General features: G+C 32.5%; 17 protein-coding genes. 6 read left to right on the top strand and 11 right to left on the bottom strand.

The annotated features are described in order from the left end of the window. Positions 1-457: 457 nt before the first annotated feature. From N4A35_08960 to N4A35_08975, 4 genes are all read right to left on the bottom strand, one after another. Positions 458-1747, bottom strand: a complete 1290-nt coding sequence (locus tag N4A35_08960) for an aminopeptidase P N-terminal domain-containing protein (protein ID MCT4581532.1) — start codon at positions 1745-1747, stop codon at positions 458-460. Positions 1748-1755: 8 nt separating this feature from the next. Continuing rightward, positions 1756-2961, bottom strand: coding sequence for a bifunctional 3,4-dihydroxy-2-butanone-4-phosphate synthase/GTP cyclohydrolase II (locus N4A35_08965; protein ID MCT4581533.1), 1206 nt, complete (start codon positions 2959-2961; stop codon positions 1756-1758). 101 nt (positions 2962-3062) lie between these two features. Next, positions 3063-3317 (bottom strand): hypothetical protein, encoded by a 255-nt coding sequence (locus N4A35_08970; GenBank protein MCT4581534.1) that lies wholly within the window; start codon positions 3315-3317, stop codon positions 3063-3065. After that, on the bottom strand, positions 3314-3871 hold the full coding sequence (locus N4A35_08975) for a sigma-70 family RNA polymerase sigma factor (GenBank protein MCT4581535.1): 558 nt from the start codon (positions 3869-3871) through the stop codon (positions 3314-3316). Before N4A35_08975 ends, N4A35_08970 begins: the two co-directional genes overlap by 4 nt. A gap of 140 nt (positions 3872-4011) precedes the next feature. Here N4A35_08975 and N4A35_08980 point away from each other — a divergent pair, with 140 nt between their 5' ends. From N4A35_08980 to N4A35_08995, 4 genes are all read left to right on the top strand, one after another. Then, positions 4012-4809 carry a F420-dependent NADP oxidoreductase gene (locus tag N4A35_08980; protein ID MCT4581536.1) on the top strand — a complete coding sequence of 266 codons (798 nt, stop codon included), beginning with the start codon at positions 4012-4014 and terminating at the stop codon, positions 4807-4809. After that, a complete protein-coding gene (locus tag N4A35_08985) occupies positions 4787-5308 on the top strand; it encodes an HAD hydrolase family protein (protein MCT4581537.1) in 522 nt (173 codons plus the stop codon). The genes N4A35_08980 and N4A35_08985 overlap by 23 nt, the downstream gene beginning before the upstream one ends. 66 nt (positions 5309-5374) lie before the next feature. Continuing rightward, a complete protein-coding gene (locus N4A35_08990) occupies positions 5375-6229 on the top strand; it encodes a UbiA family prenyltransferase (protein ID MCT4581538.1) in 855 nt (284 codons plus the stop codon). 156 nt (positions 6230-6385) lie between these two features. Further along, on the top strand, positions 6386-6988 hold the full coding sequence (locus tag N4A35_08995) for a Maf family nucleotide pyrophosphatase (GenBank protein ID MCT4581539.1): 603 nt from the start codon (positions 6386-6388) through the stop codon (positions 6986-6988). Here the strand turns inward: N4A35_08995 and N4A35_09000 are convergent. From N4A35_09000 to rpmB, 7 genes are all read right to left on the bottom strand, one after another. Further along, positions 6966-7340 (bottom strand): DUF1987 domain-containing protein, encoded by a 375-nt coding sequence (locus N4A35_09000; protein ID MCT4581540.1) that lies wholly within the window; start codon positions 7338-7340, stop codon positions 6966-6968. The genes N4A35_08995 and N4A35_09000 overlap by 23 nt on opposite strands. A 133-nt stretch (positions 7341-7473) precedes the next feature. Then, on the bottom strand, positions 7474-7629 hold the full coding sequence (locus N4A35_09005) for a DUF4295 domain-containing protein (protein ID MCT4581541.1): 156 nt from the start codon (positions 7627-7629) through the stop codon (positions 7474-7476). Between the two features lie 9 nt (positions 7630-7638). Beyond that, positions 7639-7824: a 50S ribosomal protein L33 gene (gene rpmG / locus N4A35_09010; protein ID MCT4581542.1), complete on the bottom strand. Its 186-nt coding sequence runs from the start codon at positions 7822-7824 to the stop codon at positions 7639-7641. A 68-nt stretch (positions 7825-7892) separates the two neighbouring features. Continuing rightward, on the bottom strand, positions 7893-9536 hold the full coding sequence (locus tag N4A35_09015) for a T9SS type A sorting domain-containing protein (protein MCT4581543.1): 1644 nt from the start codon (positions 9534-9536) through the stop codon (positions 7893-7895). Between the two features lie 14 nt (positions 9537-9550). Continuing rightward, entirely contained in the window at positions 9551-10759 is a 1209-nt protein-coding gene (locus N4A35_09020; GenBank protein MCT4581544.1) for a PHB depolymerase family esterase, read from the bottom strand. After that, positions 10756-12189 (bottom strand): aminopeptidase P N-terminal domain-containing protein, encoded by a 1434-nt coding sequence (locus tag N4A35_09025; protein ID MCT4581545.1) that lies wholly within the window; start codon positions 12187-12189, stop codon positions 10756-10758. The genes N4A35_09020 and N4A35_09025 overlap by 4 nt, the downstream gene beginning before the upstream one ends. A 166-nt stretch (positions 12190-12355) precedes the next feature. Further along, a complete protein-coding gene (gene rpmB, locus N4A35_09030) occupies positions 12356-12592 on the bottom strand; it encodes a 50S ribosomal protein L28 (protein MCT4581546.1) in 237 nt (78 codons plus the stop codon). Positions 12593-12872: 280 nt separating this feature from the next. Between rpmB and N4A35_09035 the strand changes: the two genes are divergently transcribed. After that, positions 12873-13949, top strand: a complete 1077-nt coding sequence (locus N4A35_09035; protein ID MCT4581547.1) for a PorV/PorQ family protein — start codon at positions 12873-12875, stop codon at positions 13947-13949. Positions 13950-13954: 5 nt separating this feature from the next. Then, a complete protein-coding gene (locus N4A35_09040; GenBank protein ID MCT4581548.1) occupies positions 13955-14113 on the top strand; it encodes a hypothetical protein in 159 nt (52 codons plus the stop codon). Positions 14114-14219 lie beyond the last annotated feature (106 nt).

Raw genomic sequence — 14219 nt, forward strand, 5'->3', positions numbered from 1 at the left:
ACCAGTTTAAACTATCATTGGTTTGAGGAATAAGAACGTCAAACCCGTTGGCTATAGCTAAAGGGATAAATGTATGATTGTTTTCTAATAATGTATTTAACTTTTTTAGTTCTGGAGCGCTTTTATAAATAGGGTTTTTAATTCCCCCATGTAAGAAAATTAAAATGTTTTTATTGTTTTTGTTTTTTAGGTGGTAAAATTTTTCTCACTGATAATTTATAATCGTTGTATCTATGTTCTGAGAAAAAGTCGTCTTAATAGATATAAAAATTAGTATAGATAGTAAATATTTCATTTTTATGGGATGTATGATCATAATAATATACCTGTTCAATACTAAGAGACTATAAAGATATAACGCTGTTTTTATTGTGTTATAATAGGTTGGGGAATATAGGATCTCTAAATCATTAAATAAAAGGACCTCATTTAAATCACTTAAATGAGGTCTTTTTTATTAAGCCATTAAAGCTTCAATATCTTCAATTTCGATAGGAATGTTTTGCATGAGGTTAAATGGTTCTCCATTTTCCTGTACCACTACATCATCTTCCAAACGAATTCCTAAATTTTCTTCTGGGATGTAAATGCCTGGTTCTACTGTAAATACCATCCCTGCTTCAATTGGTTGGTCGTATAAACCTAAGTCATGTGTGTCTAAGCCAATAAAATGTGAGGTTCCATGCATAAAGTATTTTTTATATGCTGGCCACTTTGGATCTTGTTCTTGAATGTCTTTTTCAGTAATTAATCCCAACTTTAGCAATTCTCCCTCCATGATTTTTCCAACCTGCGCATGGTAATCTCCTATAAGTGTACCAGGAACTAATAATTTGGTTGCTTCTTTTTTCACATGTAATACAGCATTGTATACCGCCTTTTGTCGTTCAGTAAATTTTCCATTTACAGGAAAACATCTTGTTAAATCAGATGAATAATTCGCGTATTCTGCACCAAAATCCATTAAGATGACATCGCCATCTTTACATTCCTTATTGTTTTCAATATAGTGCAGTACACAAGCAGAAAAACCAGAAGCAATAATTGGTGTATAAGCAAAACCTTTTGAACGATTGTTTAAGAATTCGTGCATTAATTCTGCTTCAATATTATATTCCATCACACCTGGTTGGATAAAAGGTAAAATTCTTCGTACTCCTTTTTCTGTAATATTACAAGCTTTTTGCATTAGATCAATTTCGATAGGATGTTTTATCGAACGAATTTTATGCATGATTGGTGCACTTCTTTTATAAGTGTGTAATGGGTATTGGGCTTTGCACTTGGCGATAAAACGATCTTCTCTTGTTTCAGCTTCTTTATTGGCTCTGTGATGTTCGTTTGTATTTAAATAAACATTTTCTACAGTAGTCATTAATGATTCAAAAACACGTTCAAAATCAGTTAGCCAGTAAACTGTTTTGATTCCAGAAGTTTCAAATGCTTGTGCTTCATTTAACTTTTCTCCTTCCCAAATAGCTATCGTTTCATTCGTTTCTTTTAAGAACAAAATTTCACGATGTTTTTCATCTTTACAATCAGGGAATAAAACCAAAATACTCTCTTCTTGATCTACTCCTGATAAATAAAAGATGTCACGATGTTGAACAAATGGAGTAGTGCTATCTGCACCTGTAGTTACAATATCATTAGAATTAAATACTGCTAACGAATTAGGAGCTAACTCTTTTACATATTTAGCTCTGTTGTGTATAAATAACTGATGATCTATTTGTTCGTATTTCATGGTTTAGATTATTTTAAATTAAGGCTATGTCCTAATTTTTCTTTTTTAGTTTTTAGGTAATTGGCATTATGAGTGTTGCATGTTATTTCTAATGGAACATTTTCAACGACTTCCAACCCATACCCTGTAAGTCCAGTTCTTTTTTTAGGGTTATTACTCATTAAACGCATTTTGCTTACTCCTAGTTTGTGAAGTATTTGTGCTCCAATACCATAATCTCTATAATCAGCTAAAAAACCTAGCTTTTCATTGGCCTCAACAGTATCGTATCCTTCTTCTTGTAATTTATATGCCTTTAATTTATTGATCAACCCAATTCCTCTACCTTCTTGGTTAAGGTATAAAACAACTCCTTTTCCTTCTTTTTCAACTTTATTTAAAGCTTCTTCTAGTTGAGGTCCACAATCGCATCTTAACGATCCAAGAATATCTCCTGTTGCACATGAAGAATGAACTCTAACCAATATTGGTTCATCTTTTTCCCAAGTACCTTTTGTTATTGCTAAATGTTCTTCGCCAGTAGTAGAAACTTTAAAAGCTCTTAATGTAAAGTCTCCATGCACTGTTGGCATTTTAACTTTTACTACTTCATCTACTAGAGATTCATGACGCATTCTATATTGAATTAAGTCTTCAATAGTAACGATTTTTAAATCATGTTCTTTAGCGATCTCTTGTAATTGTGGCATTCTAGCCATCGAACCGTCTTCGTTTAAGATTTCAACCAAAACTCCAGCAGGTTCTAATCCTGCTAAACGAGCTAAGTCGACACTTGCTTCTGTATGTCCTGCTCTTCTCAAAACACCACCATCTCTAGCTCTCAAAGGAAAAATATGTCCTGGTCTACCTAGATCTTCTGGTTTAGTATTGGGGTCTACTAATGATTGAATTGTTTTAGAACGGTCACTAGCAGAAATACCAGTAGTACAACCTTGTCCAATTAAATCAATAGAAACAGTAAAAGGAGTGGCATGTAAAACGGTGTTGTTATTCACCATTAAATCGAGGCCTAACTCATCACATCTTTTGGCTGTAAGCGGAGCACAGATTAGCCCACGACCGTAACGCGCCATAAAGTTTACTATTTCAGGGGTAATATTAGAGGCAGCAGTTACAAAGTCACCTTCGTTTTCTCTATCCTCGTCGTCAACTACGATAATAACTTTTCCTTGTTTAAGGTCTTCTAAAGCCTCTTCTATTGTATTTAGTTTCATGGTTTATGATATAGATGGGCACAAAGATAAGGAATTATATCATAAACTAAGTTTAGTAAAGTTCTGATTGTGTTAAAAAAGAATAAAATGGATGAGGTAAATTATTTAGAAATTTCAGTGTTCTCTTTTGGAGGCTCTTCATCTTCAAAACCACCTTCAGCAATGATCCAAGCAACAAGCCCAACCATTAGTAAAAATAGGAACATCTTTCTATTTTTATATAGCGGAATTCTAGAGCGTTTCGTAACATCATTATAGCTTACTTGTAGTTGCTTAAAGTTACGATACTTAGCAATAACTTCATCCGAAGGAATTGCTTTTGGTTTTTGGTCTCTATTTATTTTATACTGCTTCAAGTAGTTAAAATTTGCTTTTTTAATTTATCCAATGCTCTATACACCCTAATTTTTGCTGTGACAGGTTTTAATCCAAGAACTGCACCAATTTCGTTGAAAGAGAGTTTTTCAAAAAAACGCATTTCAATTAACTCTGCTGTATGCAAAGGTAAGTTGTTTAATGCATTTAACATTCTTTCTTGTTGTTGAATATCTTCAGGGTGGTCGATTTCATCTAATAAAGCAATGACGTCCTTTTCTAATAATTCAACTTCTGTCGTTTTATTTAGTTGCCTGTAATGAAGGTTTACTTCATTACTAGCAATACGATATAACCATGATGAGAAAGGGAATCCCATGTGTTTATACTTCTTAATGTTTAATAATGCTTTTAAGAAGACCTTAGAAGTAATGTCTCCAGCTAAATCTTCATTTTTTACCTTTTTAAAAATGAAGATGTATATTGGTTTAAAATAGGTGTTATACAAAGGAGCAAAATGAGCAGGATTAAGCTTTGCAGCTTCAATCTGTCTCTTTTCTAAAGCAATATTCCTACTCTTTTTACTCGTCTCCAAAACTTAGATTGTTATTAATTCAACTAGTTAAATACAAAGGAATATAAATGGTACATAAAAATGACAAAAAAATAGAATATTTTGTTTTGCATCTTATTCATAGTAGGTAAATAGGGATTTTGTCTATCTTTGTTTTGCTTATGAATAGAATAAAAACTGTTTCTTTTTTAGGGTCTGGGAACGTAGCAACAAATCTTGCGAAAGCCTTTTATAAAAAGGGAATTGTTGTTGAGTATATCTATAGTAATACCCTTGAAAACGCTACTTTATTGGCACAAAAAATTAATGCCAAGCCTATCAATCAGTTAGAAGAGATGACTTTTGATAGTGATTTAATAGTTGTTGCATTAAAAGATGATATTATTGTGGATGTTTTGAAAAGAACTGATAATATTTCAGGGTTAATTGTACATACTTCAGGTAGTTTTGATACTGCTAATCTGGAATCATTTTCTAAGCGATACGGATGCATATATCCATTTCAAACATTTCGAAAAGAAATAGAAACGAAACTAGAAGAAATTCATTTTTTTATTGAAGCAAATACTAACGAAGATCAAGAAGTAATAAAAACGACTGCTAAGTTATTTTCAGAACAAGTTGTCGAAATGACTTCTAGTGAACGTAAGTCGTTGCACATTGCTGGAGTTGGTTTGAACAATTTTACACATTACTTATTGAGTATTACTAAACATTATTGCGAAGAAAGTAATCTAAAACCTGAGTACCTAACAAATTTATTGATGCAGACTGTCAATAATTCTTTTTATGTAGATGGGGCTTTAAATATGCAAACAGGGCCGGCAAGAAGGGGAGATGTTGCTATTATTAAAGAACATATTGACCAATTGGAAAACTCTCCTAAGTACCAAAGAATATATAAAACATTTTCACAATTAATTTTAGACGAATTTCATGAAAACCAATTCAAACTATAAAGAACGTTTAGCTGCAATCACCACATTTGTTTTTGATGTTGATGGGGTATTTACAAATGGAGAAATATTTTTTAGAGAGCAAGGAGAAACGGTTCGTGCATTGAACGCAAAAGATGGTTATGCCATAACTGCTGCATTAGAAAAAGGGTTTCAGATAGCTGTCATTACACGTGGTGACTCAGATGTTGTAAAGGAGCTGTTTGAAAAGATTGGAGTAGCGCGTGTTTTTCTAAATGTGATGAATAAAGGAAAGGTTTTTTCTGAGTTTTTAAAGGAGGAAAACTTATCAAGAGATGAGGTCTTGTATATGGGAGATGATATCCCAGATTTTGAATGTCTTCAATTGGCAGGGATAGGAACATGTCCAAGAGATGCAGTAAAAGAATTGCGATTGATTGCTGATTATGTCTCAACTTTTAAAGGGGGAAAAGGAGCAGTACGTGATGTTATAGAACAAACAATGCGTGTACAAGGCAAATGGTTTGTTCCGCAAATATAAAATGAAACTGTCTTGAAGAACTTGGTCCTTTTGTTAAAGTCTTTTCGGTTATTGAATGTTTTTTCAATGCTGTTGTTGCTAGTGGGACTTAGGTTTTATAGATTTAATTTAAGTGTAGCGTATAAAAGCTATTTTTTTTCTAGGAGTGATGTAGAATTTTTGATTTTATTAGTCATTGTTGGGTTGATTTCAGCAGCTGGATATTTAGTTAATGATATTATAGATGTTGATGTAGATAAAGTAAACCGTCCAAATAAATCCTTGGCATACTCCAAGAAGACTTCTTGGATTATATATACAGCTATGAATGTGTCGGCAATTTGTTTGTCGATATTGGTTGTAGAGTCAGTTGTAACATTTGTGTTTTTGATGGCAGCAATAGTGTTTTTATATTGGTATTCCATTCTTTTTCAAAAACAACCATTAATAGGGAACATTGTTGTAGCGAGTTTGACAGCTATTATACCATTTTTATATATTGAGTTTGATGCGATAGTTGAAAAACCATATTATTTCATCGAAGTACCCTATTTTTTATCAGTTATCGGTTTCTTTATCACCTTGTTTAGAGAAGTTGTAAAGGATATTGAAGATTTAAAAGGTGATAGAGAATGTGGATATAAAACTTTACCGGTTTTGATAGGAGAAAATACAACAAGAAATTTGTTGATAGTTTTAATGTGTAGTTTTATATTGTTGCCTACTCTATTAGTATGGTCAATTTTACCTTTTTCAATAGATTATTTTTCTTTTTTATTTGGTCTCATTTTAACTTTATTTTCAAATGAATTTATTTTATTTATTGTGTTTTTGATTTATATTTTAAGTTTATACTTTGTGTTTAAAAAGCAATACTCAAAAGCAAGTTTATTCCTCAAACTCACCCTTTTTTCAGGAGTATTAATTTTATTTATATTATGAAGTTTTTTTTAGTCTTCCTTAAATACTAGCCCTTTTTGAATTTATTCTTCAGTTAATTTTTATTCCGTAGCTAAGGCTATGTAGTAAAAATTGAACTTTGACTACATCCAAAAATGAATAAAATTCTTAATTTAACGACAACTTTAAATAACTTCCATGATGTTGACGAATTTAATAAAAGATAAAACCATTATTTTAGCATCTCAATCACCGCGTAGAAAAGAGTTACTGTCGGGAATTGTCGATGATTTTAAAACTGAGGTTAGATCAGTTGATGAGGTTTTTCCTGATGGACTAACAAATGGAGAAATAGCCGTGTATTTGAGTGAATTAAAAGCGCAAGCTTTTAAGGAGGATGTACAACAAGAAGAAGTTATAATTACAGCTGATACTATAGTTTGTATAGGTAGCAAAGTGTTAGGTAAACCAAAAGATAAAACTGAGGCTATTAAAATGCTAAAGGGATTGAGTGGGAATACACATGAGGTAATAACAGGGGTAACACTTCTAACTAATACCCAAAAGCTTTCTTTTTATGATAAGACTTTGGTGACCTTTTATGAGTTGTCAGATGAAGAAATAGACTTTTATATAGAGCAGCATCAACCTTTTGATAAAGCTGGATCTTATGGTATCCAAGAGTGGATAGGATATATCGGAATTAAAGAAATGAAAGGTGATTACTATAATGTAATGGGATTGCCGCTACATTTATTATATCGTAAGCTCCAAAAGTTTATTCTTGAGGAAGGAAATTAAAAGGCAACTCAGTGAAGAAAGTATTGTATTCTTCTCCAGTTTCCTCCATATCCTCATCGTCTTCGTCAAACAGCCAATTCACAGTAACCTTTGTTTTGGTTTTGTTTGCATCAAACAGTTTGATGAATTCATATATTTGTTTTGAAGAAGAGGTATTAAAATAGAATATAAACAATTCTAAGGTGCTTTCAGGTTTAGGGTTTGAAAGGTATTCTTGAACATAGTTGAAGAGGGGAGCAAAAAATTTAGCTGAATTTTCAGGGAAAATAGCTCCGTGAATTTTAAAAAAACCTTTATCTGCGTCAAAAAATATTTCTGGAGTCTTTTGTGTTTTTTCTACTTCAAATGCCATAAGCTTATTTATGATATAATCTATTTCGGCTACAATTTACCTAATTTTAAGTATAACTGCAATAAAATGTTAGAAATTAGTCAAAAAAAAGCCCTTGTATTACTATACAAGGGCTTTGATAAAAAAATAAATTTTATTTTTTCTCGAAGAATTCTTTTACTTTATCGTTGTGTACGATTTCTTCTTTAAATGAATAAGCTCCAGACTTAGGAGACTTTACCATTTTAATAACTTTAGTGTGTTGTTTTCCCCCACCTTTTTGTAAGGATGCTACTACTTTCTTTGCCATGTCTCAAAATTATTTAATCTCTTTGTGTACTGTGTATTTCTTTAATACAGGATTGTATTTTCTTAACTCTATTCTTTCTGGAGTGTTTTTTCTATTCTTCGTAGTAATATATCTAGAAGTTCCTGGCATCCCAGAATTCTTATGTTCTGTACACTCAAGTATCACTTGTATTCTATTTCCCTTAGCTTTTGCCATCTCTAAAAATCTTATTTTTGTTAATTCAAGGTCGCAAAGATAGTCATATTATTTTTATTTGCAATACCTTATTTTATTATTTGTAGTTTTTGTTGATATTTTTGGTGGTCTTTTGATAGTGTTAAAATATAAGTTCCCGTACTAATGTTACTTAAATCTAAGGTCTGTTGATACTCCAAACCTTGCTCTTGCATGATTATTTGACCACTTAAGTCACTAATAGTGATGGTGTAAGCACTCCATAAATCATTCGTTATAGTTATATACTGATTAGAAGGATTAGGGTAAGTGGTTATTTCTGGTGCTGGCGAATCATAAATGTCTAAGCAATTATCAATTACAACATTAATGGTATCTTGTCCTATACATCCTGCAGCTTCTACTTCTACAGTATAAGTGAGTGAGTTAGGAGCGTTAAATGGTCCTACAGTAATAGTATTGGTGAGTTGTCCTGTATTCCAACTGTGTTGTCCATTGCTATTGGTGGTAAGTTCCAGTTGTTGATTGAGACATAGTGTCGTATCATTTCCTAAGTTTATAGGTAAGCTACCAACTGTAATGTCTATAGTATCATGACTATAACATCCATTGTATTCAGTACGAATAGCATATTGGTATACTCCATTATTTAAAGAGTCAGCATAAAGCGTTAAAATAGCTGTGGTGTCCATGGTATTCCAGAGGTAGCCATCAAAAAACTGACCAGCAGTAAGGTTGATAGAGTCCATACAAAGGCTAGTGTCAGGGCCAAGGTCAATTTGTAGATCTAATACATTGATATTGTAAGGACAAACAGCTGTATAGTTGTTAAAAGTCCATCCACTCATAGTTGTTACACCATTTAAAAACAGGTTGTATGCCCCAGGGTTAGCATAATTATGGGAAGTATCAGATTTGACGGTATCCCCATAATGATAAATAAAACTATGTGCAGGAGTATAACTGTTGAAATTTGGGTTATACATCCTATGGTGAAGCAAGCTGTCGCTATATGCAATGCTGCTACTTATGGTTAGCGTATCTCCTAAGCAGTTACTATTTTGATTGGTGATATGCTGTGTCGTAATAAAATAAGAAACAATTGGCTCAATGATAATATCAAAATCCCAAGCACTTCCAAATGCACTAAATGAGCGGTACCATCCATCAAAAGAATGATTAGATGCCCAATAATAAAAAGAGAAAGAGAGGTCTTCTCCTTGTCCATCACCGTTTCTAACAATATACATATCAGATGTACTGTTGTTAGTTAATGTAATCACATAGTCGCCTATCAATTGAAGTGGCGAGTTGAATGTGGCACATATTTTAATACTGTCTGAATATAAGTCTCCATTGTAGTTGGCGTGTAAAGGAACTGTTATCCACATAGAGTCTATTAAACTGTCTATTTCTCCAGAGGAGTTGGTTTGGTAGACTCTTGAGAGTACACTGTCGGTAGTTCCACTGTACATAAATGCATAGAAACAAAATCCATTGAGTTGAACGGTGTCAGGAGCTTCAAAAAGTTGACCATAAGCGCTGTATCCATCATCGTTCGCAGGTGTGGTAGATTCGTTAATTGTGTTTACAGATAACGCTGTAGGTGTATTGGATTTGTTAATTACATATTGAATTGTATCGATAACCTCAAAATCGCATTGAGTGGTGTCGAATTGTGCTAAATTCGAAAAAAATGAAAGTAGCAGGGCAGCAAAAAAAAGATGTTTCATAATAAAGTAGGTTTTTATTCAAATATAATCTTTTTCGAATAAATCACTTCTTCTTTTTGTTTTAACACGATGATTCCTATGCTGATATGTTTTTTTAACGTGACAATTGCTTGATCGCTCAATATTCCATTTTGTATTAAGCCTCCATTAAAATCATAAATCTCGTAGATCAAATTTTTAGATGAATTGCTAGAAAACCCAAAAGAGTTTTGATCAATATTATATACTTTAAAGGAGATATCATTTGTTTCTTCTACTTGATTAGAGACCGAAGGAATTAGGTTAAAGAAGTCAGCTACCCAGTAGGTAGAGTAAAAATTAATATCTTGAGTATAAGCACCAGGACTTCCTCCTTGCATCAGACCGTTTCCTTCATCAATAGGAATAACATGACCTATGTTTTGAAAGTCATATCTTAATACCGCAGTATCACTATTGTTGGGCATAAGATAAACTTTTTGAGTTACAATATTGTTGTTTTGAAAGTTACTATTGGTAATGTCGGGGTTAATGTCAGCCCCATTTATATCACACCATTGTTCGGTTAATTCAACTGCGTTTTCATGAGCCACTACGGCATCACTTGTTCCATGAAAAATAGCCATTTTAGGAAAGCTTCCAGTATAGTTAGGATGCTCGTCTCTAATTTTGTCTCCCCATTGTGTAGATGTTCTATCATAACCAGGGTCCATAGCATAAAGAGCATCTAAAGAACTAGAAGCTGATTTATAGGGAATTCCAGCGAGTGGAGCAGCTCTATTAATGACATCAGGATAGGCCGCTGAAAAAGCAATTGTAATTCCTGCGCCAGCTGATAACCCTGTAATGTAAATTCTATTTCCATCAATATTGTGGTTAGCTACCATATAATCAATCATTTGATTAATAGATGCCATTTCCCCTTGTCCTCTTTCATTGTCGAAAGAATTAAACCAATTGAAACATTTACCTCCATTATTCAATATGTTTTGTTCAGGGTAAAGAATTTTAAAGCCATAGGTATCTGCTAGTTGATTCCATTCTGTACGATCCGAAATTTCCTGAGCGTCTTGATCACAACCATGGCATACAATAACTAGTGGAGAAGTTCCTGTTAGATTGGTTGGAATGTATGAATAAGCATTTAAAAAACCTGGGTTAGTTCCAAAGTTGGTTATAGGCGTAAGTGTTGCGTAAATAGATAAGCTAACTAAAGAAGTTAGCGTTAAAATTAAGTTTTTCATTTTTTATTAAAAATACTGGTTTGTTGCATTAAAGTTTCTATTTCCTCTGTTGTTTTGGGGATGCAATCTGATAAGACCTCTGGTGTCGTTTCTGTAATCAATACATCATCTTCAATTCTAACCCCAATGTTCCACCATTTTTTATCACATGGAGAACCAGCGGGTATATATATACCAGGTTCTACGGTAATTACTGAATTGACCTTAAGTGGAAGGTATGTCCCAACATCATGAACGTCTAATCCCAAATAATGTGAGGTGCCATGCATAAAATATTTACGGACTTCAATAGGAGATTTAATAATTCCAAGTTTTTGTAATTCTTGAGAAACAACAGTTGTAGCAGCTACATTAGGGTCCCAGAATGAATTACCTTCTTTACATTTTTTGATACCGGCTTCTTGTGCTTTCAATACAATATCATAAATAATTTTCTCTTCATTCGAGAAATGGCCGTCTACAGGGAGTGTTCTTGTAACATCTGCGGTGTATCCATGATATTCAGCACCAACATCGCTCACTAATAGGTTATCGCCTGTCATGGTTTTTCTATTGGTACTGTAATGTAGAATACAAGAGTTCTTGCCACTTCCCATAATTGATGGAAAACCAGGATATTCAGCACCATTACTTTTAAAAATATATTCAATGATTGCTTCAGATTGATATTCAGTCATATTGGGCTCCAGTGCCTTTATTAGTTCAACCTGAGCTTCACAGGTGATATCAATTGCTTTGCGCATTAAAAGAAGTTCTTCATCAGATTTTATTTCACGCATAGCAGCTAACCATTCATTGAGTTTGGATTTACTAATGTTACTGTTATCTGTTTTACTAAGTTTTGCACCAAATTGTAAGCATAAATTATTTAAGTCAGCTTTGTCAAAAGGATCATCTTTGATATCTTGAGGTATTGGAGTATGAAAAATTTGATCAAAATTTTCAAAATTAAAATCAATTTGATTAAACTCTTTATTACTAAATGCTGTTTCTATTTCTAAGACTAATTCAGCTCCCATAGTCCCAATACGAGTTCCAGTCCATACTTCTTTACTCTTATCTCTAGGTTGAACAAATAAAATTTCTTTTGTCATTTCCCCATTAATTTTTTGAGGAGTTTTTAAAATAATGAGTATAGAATTGGGTTCTTTGAGTCCTGTTAAATAATAAAAGTTTGGATCTTGATGGTATTGGAAGTCTACATCATTGGATCTATTTTTTATAGGGCTTGAGAAAAAAACAGCAACAGAGTTTTTAGGCATGTAGTTTCGCAATTGTTCCCTGTTTCTTTTGTGAAATGAAGCAGGAAGCATGTCGGTGTCGTAAATCCCAAATTGGTTTAATTTAAGTTGTTGTCCCTTATTGACCTCTTGTGAGAAAAGTGTAAAGGGAAAAAGTAATACGAGTAAGATATGTTTTGGAAAAAGCATATTGAATTAAATAAGGGGGGCTTAGCAAACTTATTTTTTAATTATTTACGCACGAATTATACCAAATTAGAAATAATAAGGGAGAGCTATTATATATGTACCAACAAAAAAACCTTGTCACTATATAGCGACAAGGTAATATGATGTAAATACATTATATGTATACTTATTTTATAACTCCTTGAGCTCTTGCTTCTGTTAATACAGCAGAAATACCTTTTTTATTGATAGTTCTTAATGTTGAAGCACTAATTTTTAATTTTACCCACTTGTCTTCTTCAGGAATATAAAAACGTTTAGTAATTAAATTTGGGTAAAATTTTCTCTTTGTTCTTCTTAAAGAGTGAGAAACGTTATTTCCACTCATTACTTTCTTTCCTGATATTTCACAAACTCTAGACATCTCTTTTTATATAAATTTATTTATGTTCGCTATTGCTAAATTTTATTTCGGCTTGCAAATAACCTGATAATATTTTAAGAATCCAAATGATTATCAATTTAATTGCACTAATCGAATGCAAAATTAGTGAATTTAGTATCAGATAACCAAAAAATATGAGTTTTAATTATATGCTCATAAGTGTAAGAGCATGTAAAAAGAAGAAAAAATAACAGAAAGCTTAAAAATAAATACAATTTGTTTGAGTTATAGTACAAAGATTATATAAATTTGTTTTTAAATGAAAATCACTGCTTTAATAGTAATTATATTTTTTGTTAGCAACTTGGTAAGTGCTCAAACCAATGCCCCAAAATACAGTAATGAGTTTTTAAATATTGGTGTTGGAGCTAGAGCTTTAGGTATGGGGAATGCTGTAGGTGCTTCTACAGATGACGCTACAGCTGGCTATTGGAATCCTACTGGCTTGCTTAATATTAATACAGATTTGCAATTAGGGTTAATGCACTCTGAATATTTTGCTGGAATAGCCAAATATGATTTTGGAGGGTTGGCTAAAACAATTGATACTGCTAGTGCATTTGGTGTTTCGTTTATCCGTTTTGGTGTTGATAATATACCCAATACAACTGAATTGATTGATGCACAAGGAAATTTAGATTATGATCGGATTACTTATTTTTCGGCTACTGATATGGCTTTTATTTTTTCTTATGCTAGAAAATTAAAACCTAATTTATCAATTGGAGGAAATGTTAAAGTGATTAACAGGAGAGTAGGAGATTTTGCTAGAGCTTGGGGCTTTGGTATTGATGGAGCTATTGCTTATAAGAAAAAGGATTGGAGATTAGCGGTCGTTGCTAGAGATGTAACTTCTACTTTTAATGCGTGGAGTTATACCTTGTCTGATGATGTTATAGAGGTTTTTACTTTGACGGATAATGAAATCCCTGAGAATGGTCTAGAGTTAACTTTACCAAGGTTTATTTTAGCAGCTTCAAAAAAATGGAATATTAATCAGAATTTTACCTTTTTATCTGAGCTCAATGCAGCAGTTACAACTGATGGAAAAAGAAATGTATTGGTAGTTGGAGATCCTTTTTCTATAGATCCACACCTAGGGTTAGAGTTAGGATTTAAGAATATTGTATATGTAAGAGGAGGATTAAGTAATACGCAACGTATAACGGATTTAAATAATAAAACTACGTACACTATTCAGCCTAATATAGGGTTAGGTATTCAGTTCAAAGGTGTTGCAATTGATTATGCATTAACTGATATAGGAGATGCTTCTGCAGCTTTATACAGTAATGTATTTTCATTACGTTTTAATCTAAATCCTCAAAAAGGATAATAATTATGAAACATTTTATAATTGTAGGTTTATTAGTCGTGGGGATTTCTCTAACCCTTAAAAGATTTTTAGGTTTAGATACGAATACTTTTACAATGCTCAATGTTATTTTAGGGATTATTGGAGTATATATTGTCCAAAGAATTCAAGAGAAAGAAAAATAAGCATTAGTTTTTGTAATAGGATTCTAGCCGTTTTCTGAAAATTTATTGTTGTTATTTAGATTTAGTCAAGATAAGAGAGCTAACCTCCTTATTGCTTCTATTTTTC

This window comes from Flavobacteriales bacterium (assembly GCA_025210295.1).
Classification (GTDB): Bacteria; Bacteroidota; Bacteroidia; order Flavobacteriales_D; family Parvicellaceae; genus S010-51.